Raw genomic sequence first — 22,136 nt, 5'->3', positions numbered from 1 at the left:
GCCCAAAACCGCTCCCCACAAGGGTCCCTTGTGGGGAGCGGTTTACCCACCGCGCTTCGGCGTCATCGTCACGTCAGCGCCATAGGCATCGCGCAGTTGGTTCTCCTGTCCCGGCTGCCGGTCGGCGGCCTGGTGCAGCGGTATCGTGTCGTAGCCCTGCAATCGCGTTCCCTCGATCAGCGTAACGTCGGAATTCCCAGGATTGTCGGAGCGCTCGAACCAGTCGACGGAGTGGTGCAGGAAATTCATTTCGATCGCCCGGTTGGTGACCCCGTGGCCGACGATCGCGACGTTGTGGTCGCCGTTTTCGGCCTCGCGCATGACGGTCTGAAGGAAGAGACGCACCCGCTGCGCCACGTCCGCCCGGCTTTCGCCGTCCGGCGGCCGCGCATAGAACTTGCCGCTATTGTTGCGCAGCCTCGCCCATTTTTCGAACTCCTCGGGGAATTTCTGCTTCTGCTCGGCACGGTCGTAGATTTCGGTGAAGAGGCCGAAATCCTGCTCGCGCAGAAGATAATCTTCCCTGACATCGCCGACGAAGTTTTCCGGCAGCGCTTCGAGCAGCGCATCCTTGCTCTGGCGCGTGCGCAGAAACGGCGAATACCAGATATGCAGCTTCTGGAATCCCTGGCTCGGCAGCCCTTTGAGGTACGAAGCGATGACAGCGCCTGCCTCAGCCGCCTGGCGATAGCCCCATTCAGTCAGCGGCACATTATGATCGCCGAATTGGCGGTAGGCCTGTTCGTTGATGTTGCCGAGGGATTCGCCGTGGCGAACGAGAAAGAGACGCATCGGCCATCCCGCTTTGTCGGACATGGAATCGTTGTCATCATGAACGCGCTCGATCGGCAGGGCAATATTGCCAGCCGAAAAGGGGCGTAGCGTCTGGTCGCCGCTTGCCCCCAATCCGCTTGGCCCGTCGATCTTGGTCACTCAGTTCCAAATCGAGAAGCGAGAGAGCGTCTTCCGGGCTATTAGCGGCCCTGGAAGATCTTGATGAGTTTTGGCGTAAACCGGTGAGCCTTGATGTCGAGCAGATCCTGATACGTAGCGCGACCGGAGATCGCTGCCGTCAGATATCGCTGACAGGCGATTCTCGGAGCGTCATTGTCGGAAACGTTTGTCACGATCCCCGCGGCGCGCCGCGCATTTGCATCGAAATCCTTTGTGCACACTTTGACGAACTCGTTTCTCGCTCTCGCGCTGCCTTGCAGCAGCGTTACTGTTGCATCATAGTCCTGCTGCGTCGGTGCACAGCCGGCAAGCAGTGCCATAGAAATCATTATTGTCGCGGTTCGGGCGCGCATCATCAATATCCTCCAGGTTACGCCTTGATCGGCAGCTGCTGTTAATTTGATTCTCGGCATGCGGGAAAGGCCCAGGACCTCGCAGGGAGAAATTGCGATAATCGGATTTCCGATGTCGCTATTGCGAGCTTCGTAACGATGGGATCTGCGTTTACCATCCAGACGGAACGGCGGGTTGGCAGGGCTTTTCCCCAGCTTGTCATCTTCCTGAAACACGAGTCTGGTTTTGGAAGGCTAGATGAAAGATGGGGCACGAGCACTGTTCGTGACAGACATGATGGAACCCAGACATTTCCGCACGCTCTTCATTTCCGATGTGCATCTCGGCTCGAAGGCCGCGAAGGCTGATTTCCTGCTGGATTTCCTGCGCTACCACGAAGCCGATACGATCGTGCTCGTCGGCGACATCGTCGACGGCTGGCGCCTGAAGCGCAACTGGTACTGGCCGCAGGTCTGCAACGACGTCGTCCAGAAACTGCTGCGCAAGGCGCGCAAGGGCACGCGCGTCGTCTACATCCCCGGCAATCACGACGAATTCCTACGCGACTTCCCGGGCATGCATTTCGGCGGCATCGAGGTCGTCGAGCGCATGATGCATGACGGCGCGGACGGCAAGAAATACCTGATCCTGCACGGCGACGAGTTCGACGTCGTTGTCCGCAACGCCCGCCTGCTCGCCTATCTCGGTGACTGGGCCTATGATACGGCAATCCGCATCAACATCCTGCTCGCCGCCGTCCGCCGTCGCCTTGGCATGCCATATTGGTCGTTTTCCGCCTGGGCGAAGCTGCAGGTCAAGCATGCGGTCAATTTCATCGGCGAGTTCGAACGCGTCGTGGCTGAAGAGGCGCGCAAGAGCGGAGCCGACGGGGTGATCTGCGGCCACATCCACCACGCCGTCATCCAGGAGATGGACGGCATCCGCTACATCAACACTGGCGACTGGGTGGAAAGCTGCACAGCGGTTGCAGAGCATGAGGACGGCACGTTCGAGCTGATCACCTGGCGAGCGCTTGCTAGCGCAGTGCCGGCGCTTACCGCAGTCGAGCGTCTCGAAGAGGCGGAACTCGCCGCGCAGGCAGCGTGATTTTACAGCCGTCGCAGTCGCGGCGGCTCGCCGGCAATTTAGCCGTTACCGCGAGGTAACAGGCCCAATTTATTTTCTAAAACGTTTCCGGACGGCTATTTCTCGCAATGGTCGCGCCCCGGGGTGGTGTGTTAGGAAAACATCTAGTTTCCTTCAGGTCCACCGATGATTCCCGCTCAACATTCTTCGGGTGAGGGAGCGCCGCCGCGCTTCCGGCTGCTCAGCGCGCTGTCCTATTGCGCGCCGCTGCTCGTCAATGGCGTCGTGCTGCCATTTTTCCCGGTTTGGCTGCAAACCCATAGTTTCAGTGACCGTGAAATCGGCATTATTCTCGCCATACCGATGGTGGTTCGAGTCCTGGTAGCACCTGTCGTCGCCATGATCGCCGACCGCATGAAGGAGCGCTCGACCGTGCTGCTCTGGTCGGGTGGCCTGTCGCTGCTGACGGCGATCGCGCTTTACTGGACGACCAGCTTTTGGCCGGTGACAATCATCTTCGCGCTGCAGGGCGCCACCTTTGCGCCCTATGTGCCCGTGGTCGAATCGATCGTCATTTCAGGCGTGCGCCGCTGGGGGCTCGATTATGGGTCGATGCGCGTATGGGGCTCGATTGCCTTCATCGTCTCGACGCTCCTCGGCGGTCAGCTGATCGGCCGGGGGGGCGGCGGCATGGTGCTCGTCGTCATGGTGTTCGGCTTCACGATGATGGTGGCGATGGCGATCTTCTGTCCGCGGATCGGGCCCACACGGCGGCGCGGCCAGCCGATCGACCTGCCGGCCGCCACCGGCAGCGGGTTGCGCGAACCACATTTGCTGCTGCTCCTGATCGGAGTTGCCATCCAGCAGTCGAGCCACGCGGTGCTCAATGCTTTTTCCTCGATTTATTGGCATCAGCTCGGCTTTTCCGGCACCGAGGTCGGCTTGCTCTGGAGCGCCGGCGTTGCTTCGGAGGTGACGGTGTTCTTTCTATCGAAGCGTCTCAATCGGCGCTTCAATGCCTGGACATTGATCCGCTTCGGCTGCGCCATCAGCGTCTGCCGCTGGATCCTGTTTCCCATGAATGCCGGCTTTGCCGGCTTCTTCCTGCTGCAATGTTTCCACGGCTTCACCTATGCCTTCGTGCATACCGGCGTGCAGCGGAGAATCGTGGCGACGGTGCAGGAAACGCAGGAGGCCTCGGCGCAGGGCGCCTATTTCTTCTATGTCGGCATGGCGATGGGGTTGATGACCATCGCTTCGGGCTACCTCTACGCCTGGCTCGGCTTTGTCAGCTATTACGTCATGGCGCTCGTCGCGCTTTCCGGCCTCGGGCTGGTCATCTCAGCCTACTATCTTCAGCCCCAGAGGGTGCTTTCCGGCGGAAAGACCAGGGAAGCGGCGTAGCGCAGGCCGGGTTGGCGGTCGCGGGCAAGCAGCAGCGGGCCGTCGAGATCGACGAAATCGGCATCCTGCGCGAGCAGCACGGCTGGCGCCATCGCAAGCGAAGTCCCGACCATGCAACCGATCATGATCGAAAAGCCGAGCCTCACCGCTTCGGCCTTCATCGCCAAGGCCTCGGTGAGGCCGCCTGTCTTGTCGAGCTTGATATTGATCGCATCATAACGGTCGGCAAGGCTTGCGAGGTCTCCGGTGTGATGCACACTCTCGTCGGCGCAGACGAGCAACGGGCGGCGGATTTCGGCAAGCAGCGCATCGCGGCCTGCCGGCAACGGTTGCTCGACGAGGGCAACGCCCGCCTCCGCGGCGATCTGCAGATGACGTTCCAGCACCGCCTCCGGCCAGCCCTCATTGGCGTCGAGAATGATCGCAGCATCGGGTGCGGCCGCGCGGACTGCGCGGATGCGGCTTTCATCGTCGCTGGTTCCCACCTTGACCTTGAGCAGAGCGCGACCGGCATGTTCGCGCGCCTGCGCGGCCATCACTTGCGGCTCGCCGAGCGAGATGGTGTAGGCTGTCGTGAGCGGTTTGAGCGCCGTGAGGCCGAGGCGGGCGGCGACCGTTTGGCCCGTCCGTTTTGCTTCGAGATCCCAGAGAGCGCAATCCACGGCGTTGCGTGCGGCACCCGGCGTCATCGCCGACAAGAGGTCGTCGCGCGAAATGCCGGATTCGATCAGCGGGCGCGCTGCCTCGATCTGGGCCAAGACGCTCTCCATGGTCTCGCAGTAGCGGCGGTAGGGCACGCATTCGCCATGCCCTTGCGCGCCTTCTTCCGTGACTTCGCAGCTAATGACCTCGGCCTTAGTCTTTGCGCCGCGCGAGATGGTGAAGGTCCCGGCAATCGGAAAGGAATTCATCTGGATATCGAGGGTGCGCGGCATTATTGCTATCCTGCGAGCATGGAAATTGGACGTTGCTTCTGTATATTGACGCGCCGGCGGCGATCCGCTTCGCGAGTCGGCAATGTCGCCGTAAGCCTTGAAAGACACAAGTATCTTGAACGCCGAGAATCGCAACGCCGCCTCACTGCAAGTGGACGACCGGCCAGATGGTTCGGGGCAGCATGTTCGTCTCAGCGGCAATTGGCGCAGCGCCTATGTGCATCTTGTGCTGCGCGACTTCGAAAAGCTTCGGCGAGAGAAGACCGGCAATCTGACGCTCGACCTCTCTGATATATCGGAGATCGATACCGCCGGCATTTGGCTTCTTTGCCGCCTAAAGAAGGATGAGGAAGCAGCCGGGCGCACGGTGCGCTTCGTCGGCACCAATCCGCATATCGATGAAATGCTGGAGATGTTTTCCGAGGAACCGGCCAAACCGGAGCCGGAACAGAAGGAGAAGGTCTCGCTTGCCGCGCGCATCTTGGCGCCGATCGGCAAGATGACTTACGATATCTGGGATAATCTCGCTGCCTCGATGTATATCCTGGGTTCGGCGGTGCGCGGCGCTCAGATGAAGCTCGGCCGCGGCAGTGGCGTCTCGCCGGCCTCCATCGTCAACCAGATCGATCATATGGGGGTTCGCGCCGTTCCGATCATCCTGCTGATGTCGTTTCTGATCGGCGCGATCATCGCCCAGCAGGGCGCTTTCCAGCTGCGTTATTTCGGGGCGGAGGTTTTCGTCGTCGATCTGGTCGGCATTCTGCAGCTGCGCGAAATCGGCGTGCTGCTGACTTCGATCATGATCGCCGGGCGCTCCGGCAGCGCGATCACGGCTGAAATCGGCTCGATGAAGATGCGCGAGGAAATCGACGCGCTGAAGGTGATGGGGCTGAACCCGATCGGCGTATTGATCTTCCCGCGGCTGGTGGCGCTGACCATCGCGCTGCCGCTTCTGACAGTATTGGCGAATTTCGCTTCGCTGGCGGGGGCTGCGGTCGTCGCCTGGGGCTACTCCGGTATCACCTTCGCCAATTTCCTGGCGCGACTGCACGAGGCGATTACGCTGTCAACCGTGCTGTCGGGCATGATCAAGGCGCCATTCATGGCGCTCGTCATCGGCATCGTCGCCGCCGTCGAAGGGCTGAAGGTCGGTGGCAGTGCGGAGTCGCTCGGCCAGCACGTGACGGCCTCGGTGGTGAAGGCGATTTTCGTCGTCATCCTGATGGACGGGCTTTTTGCGATGTTCTATGCAGCGATCAACTTCTAGTATGGCGGGCAGGGTGGACGAGCAGCCAATCGAAAGCGAAGGACGGGGCAGGGATGTCGTGCTTTCGGCGCGCGACGTCACCGTCGCCTTTGGCTCCAAGGTGGTGCTCGACAAACTGAATCTCGATATCTATCGCGGTGAGATCCTCGGCTTCGTCGGTGCTTCGGGCACCGGCAAATCGGTGCTGATGCGAACGGTGCTGCGGCTGCTGCCGCGCCGCTCCGGCACGATCAAGATCCTGGGCCAGGACTTCGACGAGCTCAACGAGCCGCAGCGCAACGCGCTCGACATGCGGCTCGGCGTGCTCTTCCAGCAGGGCGCATTGTTTTCGTCGCTGACTGTCAAGGAAAACATCCAGGTGCCGATGCGCGAATATCTCGATCTGCCGCACTCGCTAATGGATGAGCTGGCGCATCTGAAGATTCGCATGGTGGGCCTCGCGGCCGATGCCGCCGACAAATACCCGTCCGAACTCTCAGGGGGCATGATCAAGCGCGCAGCTCTTGCCCGCGCGCTGGCGCTCGATCCGGAGCTCGTCTTCCTGGACGAGCCGACCTCCGGTCTCGACCCTATCGGCGCAGCCGAATTCGACGAACTGATCGCCAACCTGCGCGATAGTCTCGGACTGACCGTCTATATGGTGACGCACGACCTCGACAGCCTGTTTTCGGTTTGTGACCGTATTGCCGTGCTCGGAAAGAAGCGGGTAATGGTGGAAGGCACGATCGACGACATGCTGGCCTATGACGATCCGTGGGTGCAGGCCTATTTTAGAGGTAAGCGAGCACGGTCGATCGTGCCGCAGGACAATGGCGCGCGGCACGGCAACGGCAGCGGCGGGAAGTGACCGGATAGATGGAAACCAAAGCCAATTACACGATTGTCGGTTTTTTCACGGTGCTGGTGATCGCGGCCGCATTCGGCTTCGTCTACTGGATGGCCGAATATGGCCGTGGCGGCCCGATGACGGAGCTGATCGTGCGTATTCCCGGCTCGGCGAACGGGCTCAGCGTCGGCTCGCCGGTACGCTTTAACGGTATCCAGGTGGGCTCGGTGCAGACGCTGTCGATCGATGCCGACGATCCGCAATATTCGCTGGCCTTCACCCAGGTGCGCACGGACGCACCGATCTACCCTTCCACCAAGGCCGCGCTCGAAATTCAGGGCCTGACGGGGGCCGCCTATATCGAACTGTCGGGCGGCCGCAAGGGTGAGGAGAGTATCCTTAAACATGCAATCGAAAACGGCAAACGCGCCGTCATCGTCGCCGACCAGTCGAGCGTCACCAATCTTCTGGCGACCGCCGATAAGATCCTTGATCGCGCCAATGACGCGGTTGGCGAACTTCAGGGTTTCATCGAAGATTCGCGTGCTCCGCTGACCCAGACGTTCAAGAATGCCGAAACCTTCTCGGATGCGCTGGCCAAGAATTCCGGCAATATCGACGCCTTCCTGCAGAGCGTCGGTGAGCTCTCCAACACGGTGAAGGCGGTTTCCGGGCGTGTCGATTCGACGCTTCAGGCGGTGGAATCGCTGGTCAGGGCCGTCGACGCGAAGAAGGTCGACAATATCGTCTCCAATGCCGAGAAGATCACCGCCAATGTCGCTGATGCCTCAGGCGATCTCAAGGGCGCGATCAAGAAGTTCGACGAGACGGCCACCACCTTCAACGATTTCGGCAAGCAGGCGCAGGCAACGCTCGACCGCGTCGATACGCTCGTCGCCCAGATCGACCCGGCGAAGATCAAGGGTTCGGTCGACGATATTTCGCAAGCCACAAAGGATGCGCGTGCGGCAGTCGCCTCGATCCGCGACGTCGCCAATACGGTTTCGTTGCGCCAGAAAGATATCGACCAGACGATTCAGGACGTGTCGCAGCTTGCCAACAAGCTGAATTCGGCTTCGACACGCATCGACGGCATTCTCATCAAGGTCGATGCGCTGCTTGGAACCGACAACACGCAATCGCTGTTCGCCGAGGCGCGCGATACGCTGGAATCCTTCAAGAAGGTGGCCGATAATCTGAACTCGCGAATCGGTCCGATCGCCGATAATCTTCAGAAATTCTCGAGCGGCGGCTTGCGCGACGTGCAGACCCTCATCAACGACATGCGCGGAACCGTGAGCAATCTCAACGATACGATCAGCAACTTCGACCGCAATCCGCAACGCCTGATCTTCGGCGGGGACACGGTCAAACAGTACGACGGCCGGACGCGGCGTTAACAGGGAAAGTCAGGGGTAGCCCAGTATGGTCGCATCGCATCTGTTGTCGCGCCGTTCGTGGATCAGGGGAACGGCGATCGCGCTGCCGCTGACTGCGTTGATCCTGTCGGGCTGTGGCACTTCAGCCAAGAACGATACCTATGATCTCTCTGCGGCCGTCGATGGCGATGGACCTGCTGCCAAATCCCGCCAGATCCTGATTGCCGGCCCGACGGCACTCAGATCGCTCGACAGCGATCAGATCGTTATCCGCGTCTCGCCGTCGGAAATCCAGTATCTGTCGCGGGCGCAGTGGGGCGATAAGCTGCCGCGCATTGTGCAATCGAAACTGGTCGAGGCCTTCGAGAATTCCGGAAAGCTCGGCGGCGTCGGCATGCCGGGGCAGGGGTTGGCGATCGATTACCAGATCGTCACCGATATCCGCGCATTCGAAATCGACGCCTCGAGCGGCAACCAGGCGGTGGTCGAAATCTCCGCCAAAATTCTCAACGACCGAAACGGCTCGGTACGCGCCCAGAAGGTGTTCCGCGCCATGACGCCGGCCGGCGGCGACAACGTGGGCTTCGTCAAGGGTCTCGACCGCGCCTTTTCGACGGTGGTGTCGGAGATCGTCGGCTGGACGCTGCGCGCAATCTGAGATTGCGTTTTCGCAGGTGCGGCTTGGAAATCAAGGGTGGCCGATACGGAAAAAATATTGGCGCCACGAGGTTGAGGCGTTCATCGTATTAAATTTATTCATGAATTTGTGGAAAGCGTCGTGTTAGCGCTGTCAGGAGGCATGCTGCATGGTGGTGTGTTCCGGCGTGCAAATTTGACCCCCTTGGCGGGGTAATCGGCGTCCAATTTTGACCCCCCTCAGATTTCATCTGACCATCCGGCTTTTAGCGGCGGATGGAGCGGGAGTTGAAGCGAGTGGATACGATTGCGCGTGTTCGACGGGCCTTCCATGTGCAGGGCTGGTCCGTGAAGAAGATCGTCCGGGAACTTCATGTGTCGCGCAACACGGTTCGCAAGATACTGCGTTCCGACGAGACGGATTTTACCTATGAACGAGAACGGCAACCGTTGCCAAGGATCGGAGCCTGGAAGGCGGAGATTGAGCGGTTTCTGACAGCCAATGAGGGCAAGCCGTCGCGCGAGCGGCTGACGTTGATCCGGATTTACGAGGAGGTTCGGGCACTCGGCTACGATGGCAGTTATGACGCGATCCGGCGATACGCCAAGACCTGGGCGAAGAACCGGGGAGCAGTGACGGCGGAAGCCTATGTGCCTCTCTATTACGCTCCAGGTGAGGCTTACCAGTTCGACTGGAGCCACGAGATCATTCTGGTCAACGGCGTGACGACGACCGTCAAGGTCGCCCATGTCCGGCTCTGCCACAGCCGGATGATGTTTGTCCGGGCCTACATGCGCGAGAGCCAGGAGATGGTGTTCGACGCGCATGACAAGGCCTTCGCCTTCTTCCGTGGCACCTGCACGCGCGGCATCTACGACAACATGAAGACGGCGGTCGAAGCGGTGTTCGTTGGAAAGGAGCGACAATACAATCGCCGCTTCCTGCAGATGTGCAGCCACTATCTGGTCCATCCCGTTGCCTGCACGCCTGCATCCGGATGGGAGAAGGGACAGGTCGAGAACCAGGTTGGTCTCGTGCGCGAACGCTTCTTCACCCCACGCCTTCGCGTCAAAAGCCTGGAAGAGCTGAACGTCTGGCTGCTCGATAAATGCATCGCCTACGCCAAGGCACATCGCCATCCCGAGCAGACGGAGCGGATGATCTGGCAGGTGTTCGAGGAGGAGCGCGGCAGCCTGGTGCATTACGTTGGACCGTTCGACGGTTTCCACTGCGTCCCGGCCTCCGTGTCGAAGACCTGCACCGTCCGCTTCGACAACAACAAATACTCCGTCCTCTCAACGGCGGTCGGCCGCCCTGTCGAGGTTCACGCCTATGCCGAGAAGATCGTCATCAGGCAGGACGGGGTGAACGTCGGTGAGCATCAGCGCTGCTTTGGTCGTGGCGAGACGATCTACGATCCTTGGCATTATGTACCTGTTCTAGCTCGCAAACCTGGCGCTTTGCGCAACGGGGCGCCTTTCCGCGAATGGGTTTTGCCCGCAGCGATGGAGAAAGTGCGCAGGCGGCTGAAGAGCGTCTATGACGGTGATCGGCAAATGGTCACCATCCTCGGCTGCGTTCCGGCGGACGGTCTGGCGGCTGTCGATGCTGCCTGCCAGGAGGCTTTGGATCAGGGCGTCTGCTCGGCCTCGGTGATCATCAATATTCTGGCCCGCAGCCGTGATCCGGCTCCGGCCGCAGCTCTGCAAACCCCGGATGCGCTGCGTCTGACCCATGAACCGGTCGCCGACTGCGCACGCTATGACAGCCTCAGGAGGGCAAGTTGATGGAACGCACGCAGGTTCTCGAACTCATGAGCACGCTGAAGCTCTATGGAATGCGTAGCGCTTACGACGAGGTCATGGGTAACGGCATCAAGCGGCAGCACGAACCGCCCCGCATCGTCGGCGATCTATTGCAGTCGGAGATCGCCGAAAAGCAGGCACGCTCCATTCGCTACCAGCTCAGCATCGCCAAGCTGCCGCTTGCCAAAGACATCGACGACTTCGACTTCGCTGATACGCCCGTCAATGAATCCCTGGTGCGGGAATTGGCCACCGGCACCTTCGTCGCCGATCAACGCAACGTCGTCCTCGTCGGCGGCACCGGAACCGGGAAGAGCCATCTCGCCATCGCGATTGCCCGTGCACTGATCCGCAACGGAACACGCGGGCGCTTCTTCAACGTCGTCGATCTGGTCAATCGGTTGGAAACGGAAACGCGCAGCGGCAAGCAAGGTCGGACGGCCGACTACCTCAACCGTCTCGACTTCATCATCCTCGACGAACTCGGCTATCTGCCATTTGCCCAGGCAGGCGGTCAGCTCCTGTTCCATCTGATCAGCAGGCTCTACGAACACACGTCGATCATCGTCACCACGAACCTGGCGTTCGGCGAATGGCCGACGGTGTTCGGCGACGCCAAAATGACGACAGCACTTCTGGATCGTCTGACCCATCATTGCGAGATTGTCGAAACCGGAAACGAGTCCTGGCGCTTCAAGAACCGCTCTCAAAGCTAAAGCCGAAGACGATCATCACCCGCACTTGGCCTACCCTCTGCAACCCCGGCCAGCGCCGGGCAGGCCAAGTGCTGATCTACACCACCAAGGGGGTCAAAATTGGATGCCGATAAGGGGTGAATTTTGGACGCCGATTGACATGGTGGTCGCACGAGTATTCGGAAAGTCGTCATCTGAAGCGGTTCAGCGAGAAAAGGAACGGCTGGCAGCGTTGCAGCAACTCGATCTGCTCGACACGCCCAAGGACGAAGGCTTCGAGCGAATCGTCCGCCTTATAAAGCAGGTATTTTCCGTCGACATCGGCATCGTGTCGCTGATCGATGCGCACCGGCAATGGTACAAGGCCTGTTCCGGCATGTCGGGCGACGAGGTCTCGCTCGAAGACACATTCTGCCGCTACGTGGTGGACTGTGACGAGCCTGTCATCGTTCCTGATGCCAGCAAGGATTTGCGCTTTGCAACGCATCCTGCTGTCACCGGCGCGGACCATATCCGCTTTTATGCCGGCGTTCCGCTCAGAACGAAGGCCGGCCACATGATTGGAACCGTGTGCGCCATCGATCGCCGGCCCAGATCGTTCGGCAGCAAAGATCTTTGTATTCTCGAAGAATTGGCGGGAGCAGCGATGGACCGCCTCGAACTCATGCAGTCTGCCGCTACCGACAGCCTGACCGAGGCTATGACGCGGCGAGCCTTCAAGCAGGAAGCCGATCAGCTGATTTCCCTCGCGCTGCGGCATCAGCATGACCTGTCCTGCATCGTTTTCGACATCGATCATTTCAAGAAGGTGAACGATGGGTACGGGCATGCCGCAGGTGACGCGGTTCTCAAGTCGGTCGCATCGATCTGCAGGGCGACCCTTCGCGCCGGTGATTTGTTCGGCCGTATCGGGGGTGAGGAATTTGCCGTCGTTCTGCCGCATGTCGATCGGGAGAGAGCGGCCGCCGTCGCCGAAAAACTCAGAACCGCCATCGCCTCGCAGGTCATTTTCGGCGATCACGGCTCGCTGACCGTCACGGCAAGCCTCGGAACTTCGGCGCTATCTATCGTCAGCAGAGACATCGAAACACTGCTCGCTCAAGCGGATGCGGCGATGTATCAGGCAAAACAGGGCGGGCGCAATCGCTGCGTCTCATGGAGTTCCATTCACGCCGATCACGCCATTGGCGCGCGGCGGCGCGTGCTGAAGGCAGGTTCGATCCTATTTAACGACCGGCGCTCGACTATCGACTGCACCGTCAAATCGATCGGCGCGGAGAGCGCAGGCATTTCGGTTTCGAATACGGCGGGCATCCCCTCGGAATTCACTCTTGCCATCAAGGGCGAAGGTTTCGAAACCAATTGCCGAGTGATCGCGCAAGACCGGCAAAACCTGGAAGTGGCTTTTCGGTAGCAAAACTGTCGCCATCCTTCAACGTCGCATGCCGGTTACTTCGTCGGCTGCGCATCCGTCATCGTCGCTGCAGGCTGGCTGCCTGGCGTGGTGGAGGCGGTGGCGGTGGGCGATGACGGCAGCGTGCTGTCGAGGAGGCTCGCCATCTTGTCGTCGCGCAGGCTTGCAGTCTTTTCACCCATGACGACGCCGACGACGCGGCGGCCATCTTTCAGCGCCGAGGTCACGACATTGTAGCCTGAGGCATCGGTATAGCCCGTCTTGATGCCATCGACGCCGTCATAGCGGTACATCAGATTGTTGTGGCCGCGCAGTTTCATGCCCCGGAACTTAAAGCCGCGCATGGAGAAGAGCTTGAACTCCTCGGGGAAGTCCCGCATCAGCGAGACGCCCAGTGTCGCCATATCACGCGCCGTGGTGACCTGCTCCGGATCAGGCAGGCCCGAAGGGTTCTTGAAAACCGTGTCGTTCATGCCGAGTTGGTGCGCCTTGTCGGTCATCGTTCTGGCGAAGGTCTGTTCGGAGCCGCTGAGATGTTCGGCGATCGCCACGGCAGAATCGTTGGCGGACAATACCACGATGCTTTCGACAGCTTCACGCAGCGTCACCTGGCGGCCGGCGCCAATAGCGAGTTTGAAGGGCTCCTTGCTCTCGGCATTTTCCGACATGGTTAGCTTCTGGTCCCAGCTGAGACGTCCCTCGTGCAGCGCCTCAAAGGCGAGATAAAGCGTCATCATCTTGGTCAGCGACGCGGGATAGTTGAGATCGTCCTGGTTGGAGGCTTCAAGGACCTGACCGGATTGCGCATCAATCACAAAGCTTGCCTGACCGGCCTCAGCCGAGATGAAAGCGCCCATCAGCAGGGTGGACGAAAGCGCGATGGCAAGAAGCCGGGATGTCGTCGTGGTCATCGGTATTGCTGTCTCTTTCGTTACGCGGCCGAGGAGCCGTTGGCTTTAACGCAAGCGGATCGAAAAAGTTTGTGACGGAATGAAGGTAGGGGGCAACAAAAAAAGGCCCATCCACAGATGATACCTTTTGTCTCGGCCTCCGGATATATGACGACTGGGGCAGAGGCCGATCATGGTCGATACGGCTGCGAGGGATGTACCTGAAATCGATTAGGTTTTGGTCGTCACGTTTGGGACCGAGCGCTTGCTTCCGATTTGATATCAGGTGTTGTGGCCAGAGCTTTGTGAAAAGCAAATGTCGACGGCGGGGCGGACCTTCACCATCGCGTCGCCGGCATCGAAACCATCAAGCGTTTCATTGTGGTGAGCGATGATCGCGGAGAAGGTGAGGGTCGCCGTGTCACCGGTTGCGTGGCCGTCGGCAACCAGGGTCACGTCATAGCCGAGCGAAACGGCCCGCCTGACGGTCGTGTCGACGCAGAATTGCGACATGCAGCCGCCGACTATGAGGTGTGTAATCGAACGTTCTTGCAAGCGGTCGGCAAGATCGGTCCCGAAGAAGGAGTCGGCGCTTTTCTTGCGCACGACGATCTCACCTTTTTGCGGCGCAATCTCCCGGCGCAGCGCCCATCCCGGCGTGCCCACGGCCAATCGATGACCGCTGTCGCCATCATGCTGCACCAGCACGACCGGCACGCCGGCCTGTCGCGCTTTTTCCTTGAGCAACGCCAGCCGAGCAACGGTCTCATCAAGTGCGGAATCGACCTCGGGCTGGCGCTCCGGCGTTGCCTTTCCGGAGAGAATTGCATTCTGTACGTCGATAATCAGGAGGGCCTTGGTCATCTTGTTCGCGGTTCCAGGCTGGGGAGAAGATCATACCCCCGGCATCAGTGAAAGCCGCCTGACACATGTTCAGGCGGCTTCATTTCCACGATATCGGCCAGACTCTATCTCAGCCTGCCCGCTGCGTGGGCGAGCATGGTGTAAACCTTGCCCGTATCCGACGTCAGATAGGACTGTGTGACTGTCTGGTTCGGGTCGGTTCGGGCGACGTCGGCGAGCAGCTTTTCGAAATCGCCGATATAGCGGTCGACGGCGGTGCGGAATTCCGGTTCGCGGTCGTATTTGCGCTTGATCTCGTCGAAGGTCTGCTGGCCCTTCAGCGTGTAGAGGCGTCGGGTGAAGACGTCGCGCTCGCCGCGCTGGTAGCGGCGCCAGAGATCGACCGAGGCATCGTGATCGATGGCGCGGGCGATATCGACGGAGAGCGAATTCAGCGATTCCACGACATGGCGCGGATTGCGGCTGTCGTTGCTGCGTGCGGCCGGTGCGGCGGTTTCCGCAGAGCGGGCGGAAGCACGGGCCGGCGCTTGGTCCGCGGCCTCTTCACGGGATGCGCCCCGCAGAAGATCGCTAATCCAGCCGCCGCTTTCCCGGGCCGGTTCCTGGCGGCCCAATTCCCGGCGAGTGGGGGCTGGCTGCTGAGCGGCCCGCTGAGGAGCGGCGGCCGAAGCGGACGGCGTAATCGTTCCGCGCAGACCTGCCGCTTCGATCGGCGCAGGCGCTGCCGGCTGCGGCGGCTCGGCTGCGATCGGCTGAGCCGGGCGCGGAGCCGGCTGCGCCTGGGCAAGCGAGCGGGCGGCGGGTTCGGAGATTTCGAGCTGCTGGCTGGAGCGGCCGACAAGCTGCGAGATATCCTGCAGGGCCTTGATCTGTTCGGCGACGGCGCGGCGCATGGCCGAGGCGCTTTCCTTGGCTTCCTCGGGCAGGTCGAAGGCGCCGCGCTTCAGTTCGGCGCGGGTGGCGTCGAGCTCGTTGCGGATGTCGGCAGCGGAGCGGCGGATGTCCTCGGTAGCGCCGGAGAAGCGGCCGACGGCATCTTCAATCGCCTCGCGCAGCGATTCCCGCATGTGCTGGGCAGCACCGTCGGAGGCGCGGCCGGCTTCGCCGAGCATGCGCTCGACTTCCGACAAGGAGGCGGTGAGGCCGCCGCGAATGCGATTGGAGAGATCGCCGGAACGGCGTTCGACATTGGCGAAGGTGCTGTCGATCGTCGTATTGGCCTCGTCGCCGGCGCGGGTGATCGCCTCGCGCATCGTCTCGGCGGCCTCCTGAGCGCGCTTCTCGGTCTCCGTCAGAACGCGGCCAATATCGGCGAAGGAAGATTGTACGCCCTGGCGCAGGTTGCCGGTGACCTGGTTGGAGCGTTGCTCGGCCCGCTCGAACACGGTTTCGATCATGTCGCCGAGGCCGCGCATGGTCTTTTCGATCTCATCGGAGCGCTGGACCAGGCTGACGGAGAGGGCCTGCAGCGCGCCTTCACGCTCCTCGAGCGTCGAGGCGAGGTTGGACTGGGCGGCACCCAGAAGCTGCGAGGCCTGGGTCAGAACCTTGGAATGTTCGTCGAAGCGGCCGATGATGCTGCCGACCTGGGCCAGCGTCTGGCCAGAGATGTCGGAGAGGCGGTCGACCTTGCCTTCGAGAAGCCTGGTCGATGCGTTGACCATTTCGGCCGCCTTGGTGGCGGAGTCGGCAAAGCGGGTCGTGGTTTCGCTGAGACGCCCGTCGACGCTCGTCAACTGTTCGGCGGCGCGGTTCATCATCATCGCCATCGCCGCGCTGCTTTCCGACAGTCGCTGAACCAGGCCGTTGACGTTGCCGACCAGGCTATTCTCGATGGCGCTGACGGCGTTGGCGACATTCTCGGTGCGGGCGGCAACGGCGCTGGCGAGCGCTTCGTTCTCGGCGCGCAGACGGTCGGCGCTGAGATTGGCTGCGGCGGTAATGCGGGCAGCCGCCTGTTCGCCGGCATCGGTGTAGCGATCGATGATCGGGCGGGCGGTTTCGTCAAGGATGCGGGTCAATTCGACAGAGCGGCCTGACAGCATCGAATTGAGGTCGCGGGTGCGTTCCTCAAGCGTCGAGCGGATCGAGTTGCCGCGCGCTTCAAGCGCCCGGTCGACGTCGGAGAGAGAGGTATCGATCTCGCGGGCGCGCTCCTCGAGATTGGAGCGGATGGCGCTGCTGCGCGCTTCGAGCGCCCGCTCGACATCCGCCATGGTGGCGGAAATCTCGCTGCCGGCCCCCGACAGCGTCGTGCGGATGGCATTGCCGCGCGCCTCGAGAGACTGGCCGGCGTCCGACAGGGCCCTGGAAATGGCATTGACCTGCGTGCCGACAACGGTCTCTGCCTCGGCGACCTTGTTGACGATGGCATTGCCGGCTTCCGAGAAGGTCTGGGCGACGGCAGCGGCCTGGGTTGCCAGGCGGTTCTGAGCTTCGGCAACCCGCGTGACGATCTGCGAAGAGCGCTCATCCATGGTGCGGGTGAATTCATCGCTTTTCGCATTGAGATCCTCGGCGAACTGCTGGCCGGTCTTGCCGAGCAGTTCCGTCGTTCTCGTCGCTTCGCCTTCCATTCCCTGGGCTGCTTCGGCCACCGCGCTGCGCAGCGTCGAGGCGAGGCCGGCGGCCTTGCCCTCGATGGTGCGGTTGACGGCGTCGAGGCCGACGGTCAACGCGCGATCCATAGTGGAGAGGCGTTCCTCGATGCGTGCGTTACCGCGGTCCAGGGTTTCGCCGAGACTTGCCGTGCGGCCCTCGATGGCGCCTGCAAGCGTGGTCGTGCGGCTGTCCAACGTCTCGGCGAGATTGGCGGTGCGGCTGTCGATTGCCTGTGTAAGATTGGAAGCGCTGCCTTCGAGCGTCGCCGAGATGCGTCGGGTGGCGTCGTCACCGAGCGCGCCGAGGCGGGAAATGCCGTCGGCAAGCACGCCGGAGAGCTGGCTGCTGGCGGCTTCGACCTTTTCGGCAACGCCGCCGACGCCGTCGCGGATGCGGGTCTCGATCGCCGTAAGGCCGGCCTCCATACGAGAACCGGTTTCTTCAAGACGTCCCGCAAGGTTCTCAACCGACTGGTCGAGATGGGCGGAAAGGTCTTGGGCGGAGCTCGAAATCGTGTTCGCCGCCTCCTGGAAGCGGCCGGCGATCTGGCCGGCGCCGGCGCGCATGCGATCTTCCAATGTCTGGGCGCCGGCATCGATCGCCTGGCGGATCGAGGCTTCACGGTCTTCAAGCGACATTTCGAGCATGCTGACGCTCGTCGCCACTGAAGTGCCGATGCTGGTCGCCTGTTCAGTGAGCGTATCGCTGATCTGCGCATGCGCCTGGCTCAGCGACAGCTCGATGGCATTGCCGCGATCCTCAAGCGTCGTGCGAATGCGCTCATGGGCGGAAGCGAGCCCGCCTTCGATGCGCGCCGCGGCCTCCTCGGCCAGGCTCCCGAGCCGCGCATGGGCATCGCTGAGGCGGCCTTCGATGCGGCCGGTCAAGCCGCCGACGAGATCTTCAAAGCGAGCACCGCCCGCATCGAGAACCCCCGAAATCACCGCACTGTGCTCGGAGAGCGCGGATTCAAGCCGCCGCTGATTATCGGCATAGGCGTTATGGATGGCGTCCGTCTTGTCGGCAAAGGCGCCGGCGACGCGGGCCTCGGCGCTGGTGACAGCCTCCATGATTGCATTGCTGCGGGCTTCGAGGGCACTGTCGAATCGGCTCTGGTTGTCATCGAGTGAAATAGCGAGCGCCATGGTCTTTTCGTCGAGCGCATCGGTGAGCCGATCATGGCTTGCCGTTACGGCACCGACGAGCGCGGCTGCGCGGTGTCCCAGGGCTTCCTCGAGGCGGATCTGCCCTTCGCTTAGCGAGGCGGCCAGCGCGCTGGCCTTCTGGTCGAGCACGCCATTCAGGCGTTCATGTGTGCCGGAGACCGCATTGGTGATCGCATCGGCGCCGGATGTCAGCGTCTCCTCGAGACGGCTCTGGCTCTCGTTCAGCGAAATGGCAAGGGCCATCGCCCGATCGTCGAGCGTCTCGGACAGGCGGTCATGGGTGGCGGAAACTGCATTGAGGAAGGATTCCGAGCGGCTCTCCAGCGTGTCCTGCAGACGGCTCTGGCCTTCGTTCAAGGAGGCGGTAAGTGCCGATGCCTTCTCCTCGAGGGTCGCGGCGATACGCTCATGCGTACCGGAGACGGCCTTGAGGAAAGCCTCGGAACGGGATTCCAGCGTGTCTTCGATCCGCGTCTGGTTCTCGTTGAGAGAGATTGCGAGCGCCATCGCCTTCTCGTCCAGCGTTTCCGACAGGCGGTCATGCGTGCCTGAAACGGCATTCAGCAGCGCCGCCGACCGGGTCTGCAGCGTGTCCTCGATGCGAGCCTGGCCTTCGGTCAGTGAGTTGGTAAGCGCCATCGCCTTTTCATCGAGGGTCTCCGAGAGACGCTCATGAGTGCCGGATACGGCATTCAGCAGGGCAGCGGAGCGGGTTTCGAGCGTATCTTCGATGCGTGCCTGAGTTTCGTTCAGCGAGTTGGCAAAAGCTGCCGCCTTACCTTGCAGCGTCTCGGCAAACCGGTCATGCGTGCCTGAGACGGCGTTCAGCAGGCCTGCGGAACCATTTTCGAGCGTTTCCTCGATGCGGGCTTGGCTCTCGTTCAAGGAAATAGCAAGCGCCATCGCCTTTTCATCAAGGGTCTCGGCAAGCCGGTCGCTCGTGCCGGACACGCTGTTCAACAAGGCTTCGGCGCGGGTTCCGAGCGCGTCCTCGATGCGGGCATGGCGCTCGTCGAGCGAGGTCGTCAGGGCCGCAGCCTTGGTATCCAGTGTTTCCGACAGCCGATCATGCGTGCCTGAGACGGCGTTGAGGAAGGCTGCGGAACGGGTCGCCAACGTGTCTTCGATGCGGCTCTGGCTCTCGTTCAAAGAGATGGCGAGCGCCATTGCCTTTTCGTCGAGCGTTTCGGAGAGGCGGTCATGCGTGCCGGAAACGGCGTTAAGCAGCGCCTCGGAGCGGGTTTCGAGCGTATCCTCAATGCGGGCCTGGCTCTCGTTTAAAGAGATGGCGAGCGCCATCGCCTTTTCGTCGAGCGTTTCCGCAAGACGGTCATGGGTGCCGGAAACCGCGTTGATAATGGCGTCGGAGCGGGTCGTCAGCGCTTCCTCGAAGCGGCCGTGATGGGTGGTCAGCGCATCGATCAGCGCTCCGCCGCGCTCCGCCATGACGCTGTCGATACGCTCATGGGCTGTGCCAACCGCGTCCCGGATTTCTGCTGCGCGCGCTGTCAATACGCTGGTGAGTTCCTCGGCGCGGCCGCCGAAGGCCGTCGTGACCTGCTCGGTGCCGGCGGCAACGGCGGCGGTCAAGTCGGCAGTGGTCGTGCGCAGCGTATCGCGGAATTCGGCTGAGCGGGCCTGAAGATTGTTGTGCAGGTCGGAGGTACCGGATGCCAGCGCCAGCGCGATGTCCGAGGTGGCGCTCTGCAGCGCCGAGGTCAGCTCGCCGGTGCGGCTGGTGAGTGCGGTGGTGATTTCTTCGGTGCGGCTATTGAGCGTGCTCTCCAGCACTTCATGGCCGGTTGCGAGCGCCGTCGCAAGCGCCAGCGACTGGTCGGTCATCGACGAGCCGAGCCGGTCGATATTGGAGCTCAAAATGCCCTCGATCGAATCCGAACCGCCGGTCAGCGTTTCGTTGATGCGGGCAAGGCTCTCCATCAGCTTGGTGTCGAGCGACCCGGTGCGCTTGTCGAAAGCGCTGGTGAATTCGGCAACACGCTCGTCGAAGGCGGTCGACAGCTGGGCAACGGTCGTCTGCAGGCGCTCTTCGAAGAAGCCGGAGCGCAGATCAAGATCCATGACGGCGTCGTCGGCGGTGCTCTGCAGGCTCTGGCGGAAGCTTGCGCCCTTCTCATCGAGCGCGCTGTTCAGCTTCGAGAGCACGTCGTCGAGCGTGCCGCTGATGGTGCGTTCGCCCGATGTCAGGCTCTCGTTGATCTCGCGGGTGCGGGCGATCAGGATTTCATTGAGCTGATGCGTGCGCTCGTTTAGCGCCGCGTTCAGCTTCTCGGTGCTGCTGTCCATGGTCGAGGCGCGCGTCTCGAACTGGCTGAGCAGTTTTTCGCCGTGTTCATTGAGGTTGACGGAGAGCGCCTCGAGGCGGTTGTCGAATTCGGTGGCGAGCGCAAAACCGGAGGCGTTGAGGGTCTGGAGCAGGCTGTCGGTCTTGGCGGCGAGCAGGCTGCCCATCGACTGCAGGGCGCTGTCTGATTTTTCCAGGATCGTCGCCGCGCGCGTGTCGATCAGCGAGGCGAAGGCTTCGCCCGACGTGGCGAGCCGCACGGCGATCTCTTCGGTCGCCAGCGACAGTTCTTCCTTCAGCTGGTCGTGGACGCTGCCGATCGAGGTGCGGATGCGGTCGGCATGGTTGACGATCGCCTCCCGCTCCGAACCGAGTTCATGGACGAGGCCGCGCACGCGCAACTCGTTGTCCGCATAGGAGCGTTCCAGCGCGTTGACCTCGGAATGGACCAGCGTTTCCAGCTCGGAAGCGCGCGCGATGGTGCGCTCGATGCCTTCGTTCATGGCCGAGACCTCGCGACGTACCGCCTGGCCAACGGTCATGATGCGTTCGGAGGCAATGGTTTCCGGCTCCGCCAGGCGCAATGCCACCTCTGCCATGGAGCGGGCGGCGTTGCGCATGTCCTGAGCGCGGGAGATCATGATGGCGAAAGCATAGAACATCATCACCGGAATGATGATGCCGACGAGGCCGGCAATAACGCCGGGCAGGGCAACCAGATCGGCGATCGAGCGGATCTGCCAGATCTGCGGCGTATAAATCAGCGACATCAGGCCGAGGCCCGCCATGACCCAAAGCACGGAAAACAAGGTAGCAGTGCGCACTGCCGAGCGGCTGGAGGCGCCGTCGAAGGATTTTAGGATCGAGGCGGGCGTATTGCGGCTGGCATCATTGGCGGGCGCGAAGGCCGGCGCTCGGGAGGCCTGCTCGGCCCCGACGCCGCGGCGGTTGCGGCGCTGCGCTTCTTCCTGGGCCTGCTGATTGCGCGCATTCGATGGATCAGACACATTTCCCTCCGGCGCCTGAGGCGCGTCGCCGCGGCGAGACGGCACGTTATCCTTGCCGAAGTCGATCTGGAGCGCCTCGTCCAACGCCTTGAACGCCTTGTCCTCGATCGACTCATTGTATTTGTTATTCGCCATTCGATTACGCCTCGTTACTGTCGGCCGGCCCGGTAGCGCATCCCCGGTTTCCGCCTGCCCGGGAACAACTTTGCCGTTACGGCTCTCCATCCCAATCGCGGACGGATAAGCATGTCATTTCAGAGTAGATAGCCGCTTTTTCAAACGGAAGGTATCAAAACACTACCATTATCCACTCACTCGGCAAAGGCGCGTACCATAAACCCGCTCCACCAGTATCGTAGTGACACATCTGGGCTCAGCACACAATTAATGAAGGCTTGCGATTCACGACTTGTTAACTTGTTGTTAACACCTTTGAATCCGAAGCCCTGCTTAAAAACCAATAATTTAGGGATGTTTAACGGATGTTAACCATACGGTGAGATTTCGGTGCCCGATGTGCCGGAATTTAACGCGATGGCCACCCTCCTGACGCAGAACTGTAGCAAGTGCG

At 61.5% G+C, this 22,136-nt stretch carries 14 protein-coding genes and 1 pseudogene; 9 read left to right on the top strand and 6 right to left on the bottom strand.

The features are described from left to right. Window positions 1-42: 42 nt before the first annotated feature. Window positions 43-792, bottom strand: coding sequence for a phosphoglycerate mutase family protein (locus NXC14_RS12255; protein ID WP_085780090.1), 750 nt, complete (start codon window positions 790-792; stop codon window positions 43-45). Between the two features lie 182 nt (window positions 793-974). Further along, window positions 975-1,307, bottom strand: coding sequence for a hypothetical protein (locus tag NXC14_RS12250; RefSeq protein WP_085780089.1), 333 nt, complete (start codon window positions 1,305-1,307; stop codon window positions 975-977). A 274-nt stretch (window positions 1,308-1,581) separates the two neighbouring features. Here NXC14_RS12250 and NXC14_RS12245 point away from each other — a divergent pair, with 274 nt between their 5' ends. Together NXC14_RS12245 and NXC14_RS12240 are read left to right on the top strand one after the other, a co-directional pair. Continuing rightward, window positions 1,582-2,394 (top strand): UDP-2,3-diacylglucosamine diphosphatase, encoded by an 813-nt coding sequence (locus NXC14_RS12245; protein WP_085780088.1) that lies wholly within the window; start codon window positions 1,582-1,584, stop codon window positions 2,392-2,394. Between the two features lie 165 nt (window positions 2,395-2,559). Continuing rightward, window positions 2,560-3,777 carry an MFS transporter gene (locus NXC14_RS12240; RefSeq protein ID WP_085778363.1) on the top strand — a complete coding sequence of 406 codons (1,218 nt, stop codon included), beginning with the start codon at window positions 2,560-2,562 and terminating at the stop codon, window positions 3,775-3,777. Here the strand turns inward: NXC14_RS12240 and dgcA are convergent. Beyond that, window positions 3,729-4,712, bottom strand: coding sequence for an N-acetyl-D-Glu racemase DgcA (gene dgcA / locus NXC14_RS12235; protein WP_085778362.1), 984 nt, complete (start codon window positions 4,710-4,712; stop codon window positions 3,729-3,731). The genes NXC14_RS12240 and dgcA overlap by 49 nt on opposite strands. A gap of 97 nt (window positions 4,713-4,809) precedes the next feature. Between dgcA and NXC14_RS12230 the strand changes: the two genes are divergently transcribed. The 7 genes and pseudogenes from NXC14_RS12230 (at window position 4,810) to NXC14_RS12200 (ending at window position 12,735) form a co-directional block, all read left to right on the top strand. Continuing rightward, complete coding sequence (locus tag NXC14_RS12230; protein ID WP_198175444.1) at window positions 4,810-5,979, top strand: MlaE family lipid ABC transporter permease subunit; 1,170 nt, start codon at window positions 4,810-4,812, stop codon at window positions 5,977-5,979. A gap of 1 nt (window position 5,980) precedes the next feature. Next, window positions 5,981-6,826, top strand: coding sequence for an ABC transporter ATP-binding protein (locus NXC14_RS12225; RefSeq protein WP_085778360.1), 846 nt, complete (start codon window positions 5,981-5,983; stop codon window positions 6,824-6,826). An 8-nt stretch (window positions 6,827-6,834) separates the two neighbouring features. Further along, a complete protein-coding gene (locus tag NXC14_RS12220; RefSeq protein WP_085778359.1) occupies window positions 6,835-8,205 on the top strand; it encodes an MlaD family protein in 1,371 nt (456 codons plus the stop codon). Between the two features lie 25 nt (window positions 8,206-8,230). Beyond that, entirely contained in the window at window positions 8,231-8,842 is a 612-nt protein-coding gene (locus NXC14_RS12215; RefSeq protein ID WP_085778358.1) for an ABC-type transport auxiliary lipoprotein family protein, read from the top strand. Between the two features lie 266 nt (window positions 8,843-9,108). After that, window positions 9,109-10,666, top strand: a pseudogene (gene istA / locus NXC14_RS12210) (IS21 family transposase). After that, window positions 10,608-11,342 carry an IS21-like element helper ATPase IstB gene (gene istB, locus NXC14_RS12205; RefSeq protein ID WP_085777969.1) on the top strand — a complete coding sequence of 245 codons (735 nt, stop codon included), beginning with the start codon at window positions 10,608-10,610 and terminating at the stop codon, window positions 11,340-11,342. Before istA ends, istB begins: the two are co-directional and overlap by 59 nt. 139 nt (window positions 11,343-11,481) lie before the next feature. After that, entirely contained in the window at window positions 11,482-12,735 is a 1,254-nt protein-coding gene (locus NXC14_RS12200; protein WP_085780087.1) for a sensor domain-containing diguanylate cyclase, read from the top strand. A 35-nt stretch (window positions 12,736-12,770) separates the two neighbouring features. On the opposite strand, the gene NXC14_RS12195 is transcribed toward NXC14_RS12200, so the two are convergent. The 3 genes from NXC14_RS12195 to NXC14_RS12185 form a co-directional block, all read right to left on the bottom strand. Next, window positions 12,771-13,646 (bottom strand): D-alanyl-D-alanine carboxypeptidase family protein, encoded by an 876-nt coding sequence (locus NXC14_RS12195; RefSeq protein WP_085778357.1) that lies wholly within the window; start codon window positions 13,644-13,646, stop codon window positions 12,771-12,773. A gap of 261 nt (window positions 13,647-13,907) precedes the next feature. Further along, window positions 13,908-14,489, bottom strand: coding sequence for a cysteine hydrolase family protein (locus tag NXC14_RS12190; protein WP_085778356.1), 582 nt, complete (start codon window positions 14,487-14,489; stop codon window positions 13,908-13,910). A gap of 104 nt (window positions 14,490-14,593) precedes the next feature. Next, complete coding sequence (locus tag NXC14_RS12185; RefSeq protein ID WP_085778355.1) at window positions 14,594-21,700, bottom strand: hypothetical protein; 7,107 nt, start codon at window positions 21,698-21,700, stop codon at window positions 14,594-14,596. Window positions 21,701-22,136: the final 436 nt, after the last annotated feature.

It is taken from the genome of Rhizobium sp. NXC14, assembly GCF_002117485.1.
In the GTDB taxonomy this organism is placed as follows: Bacteria; Pseudomonadota; Alphaproteobacteria; order Rhizobiales; family Rhizobiaceae; genus Rhizobium.
The sequence above is the reverse complement of the archived record's forward strand: the minus strand, read 5'-3'. Positions and strand labels throughout refer to the sequence as shown.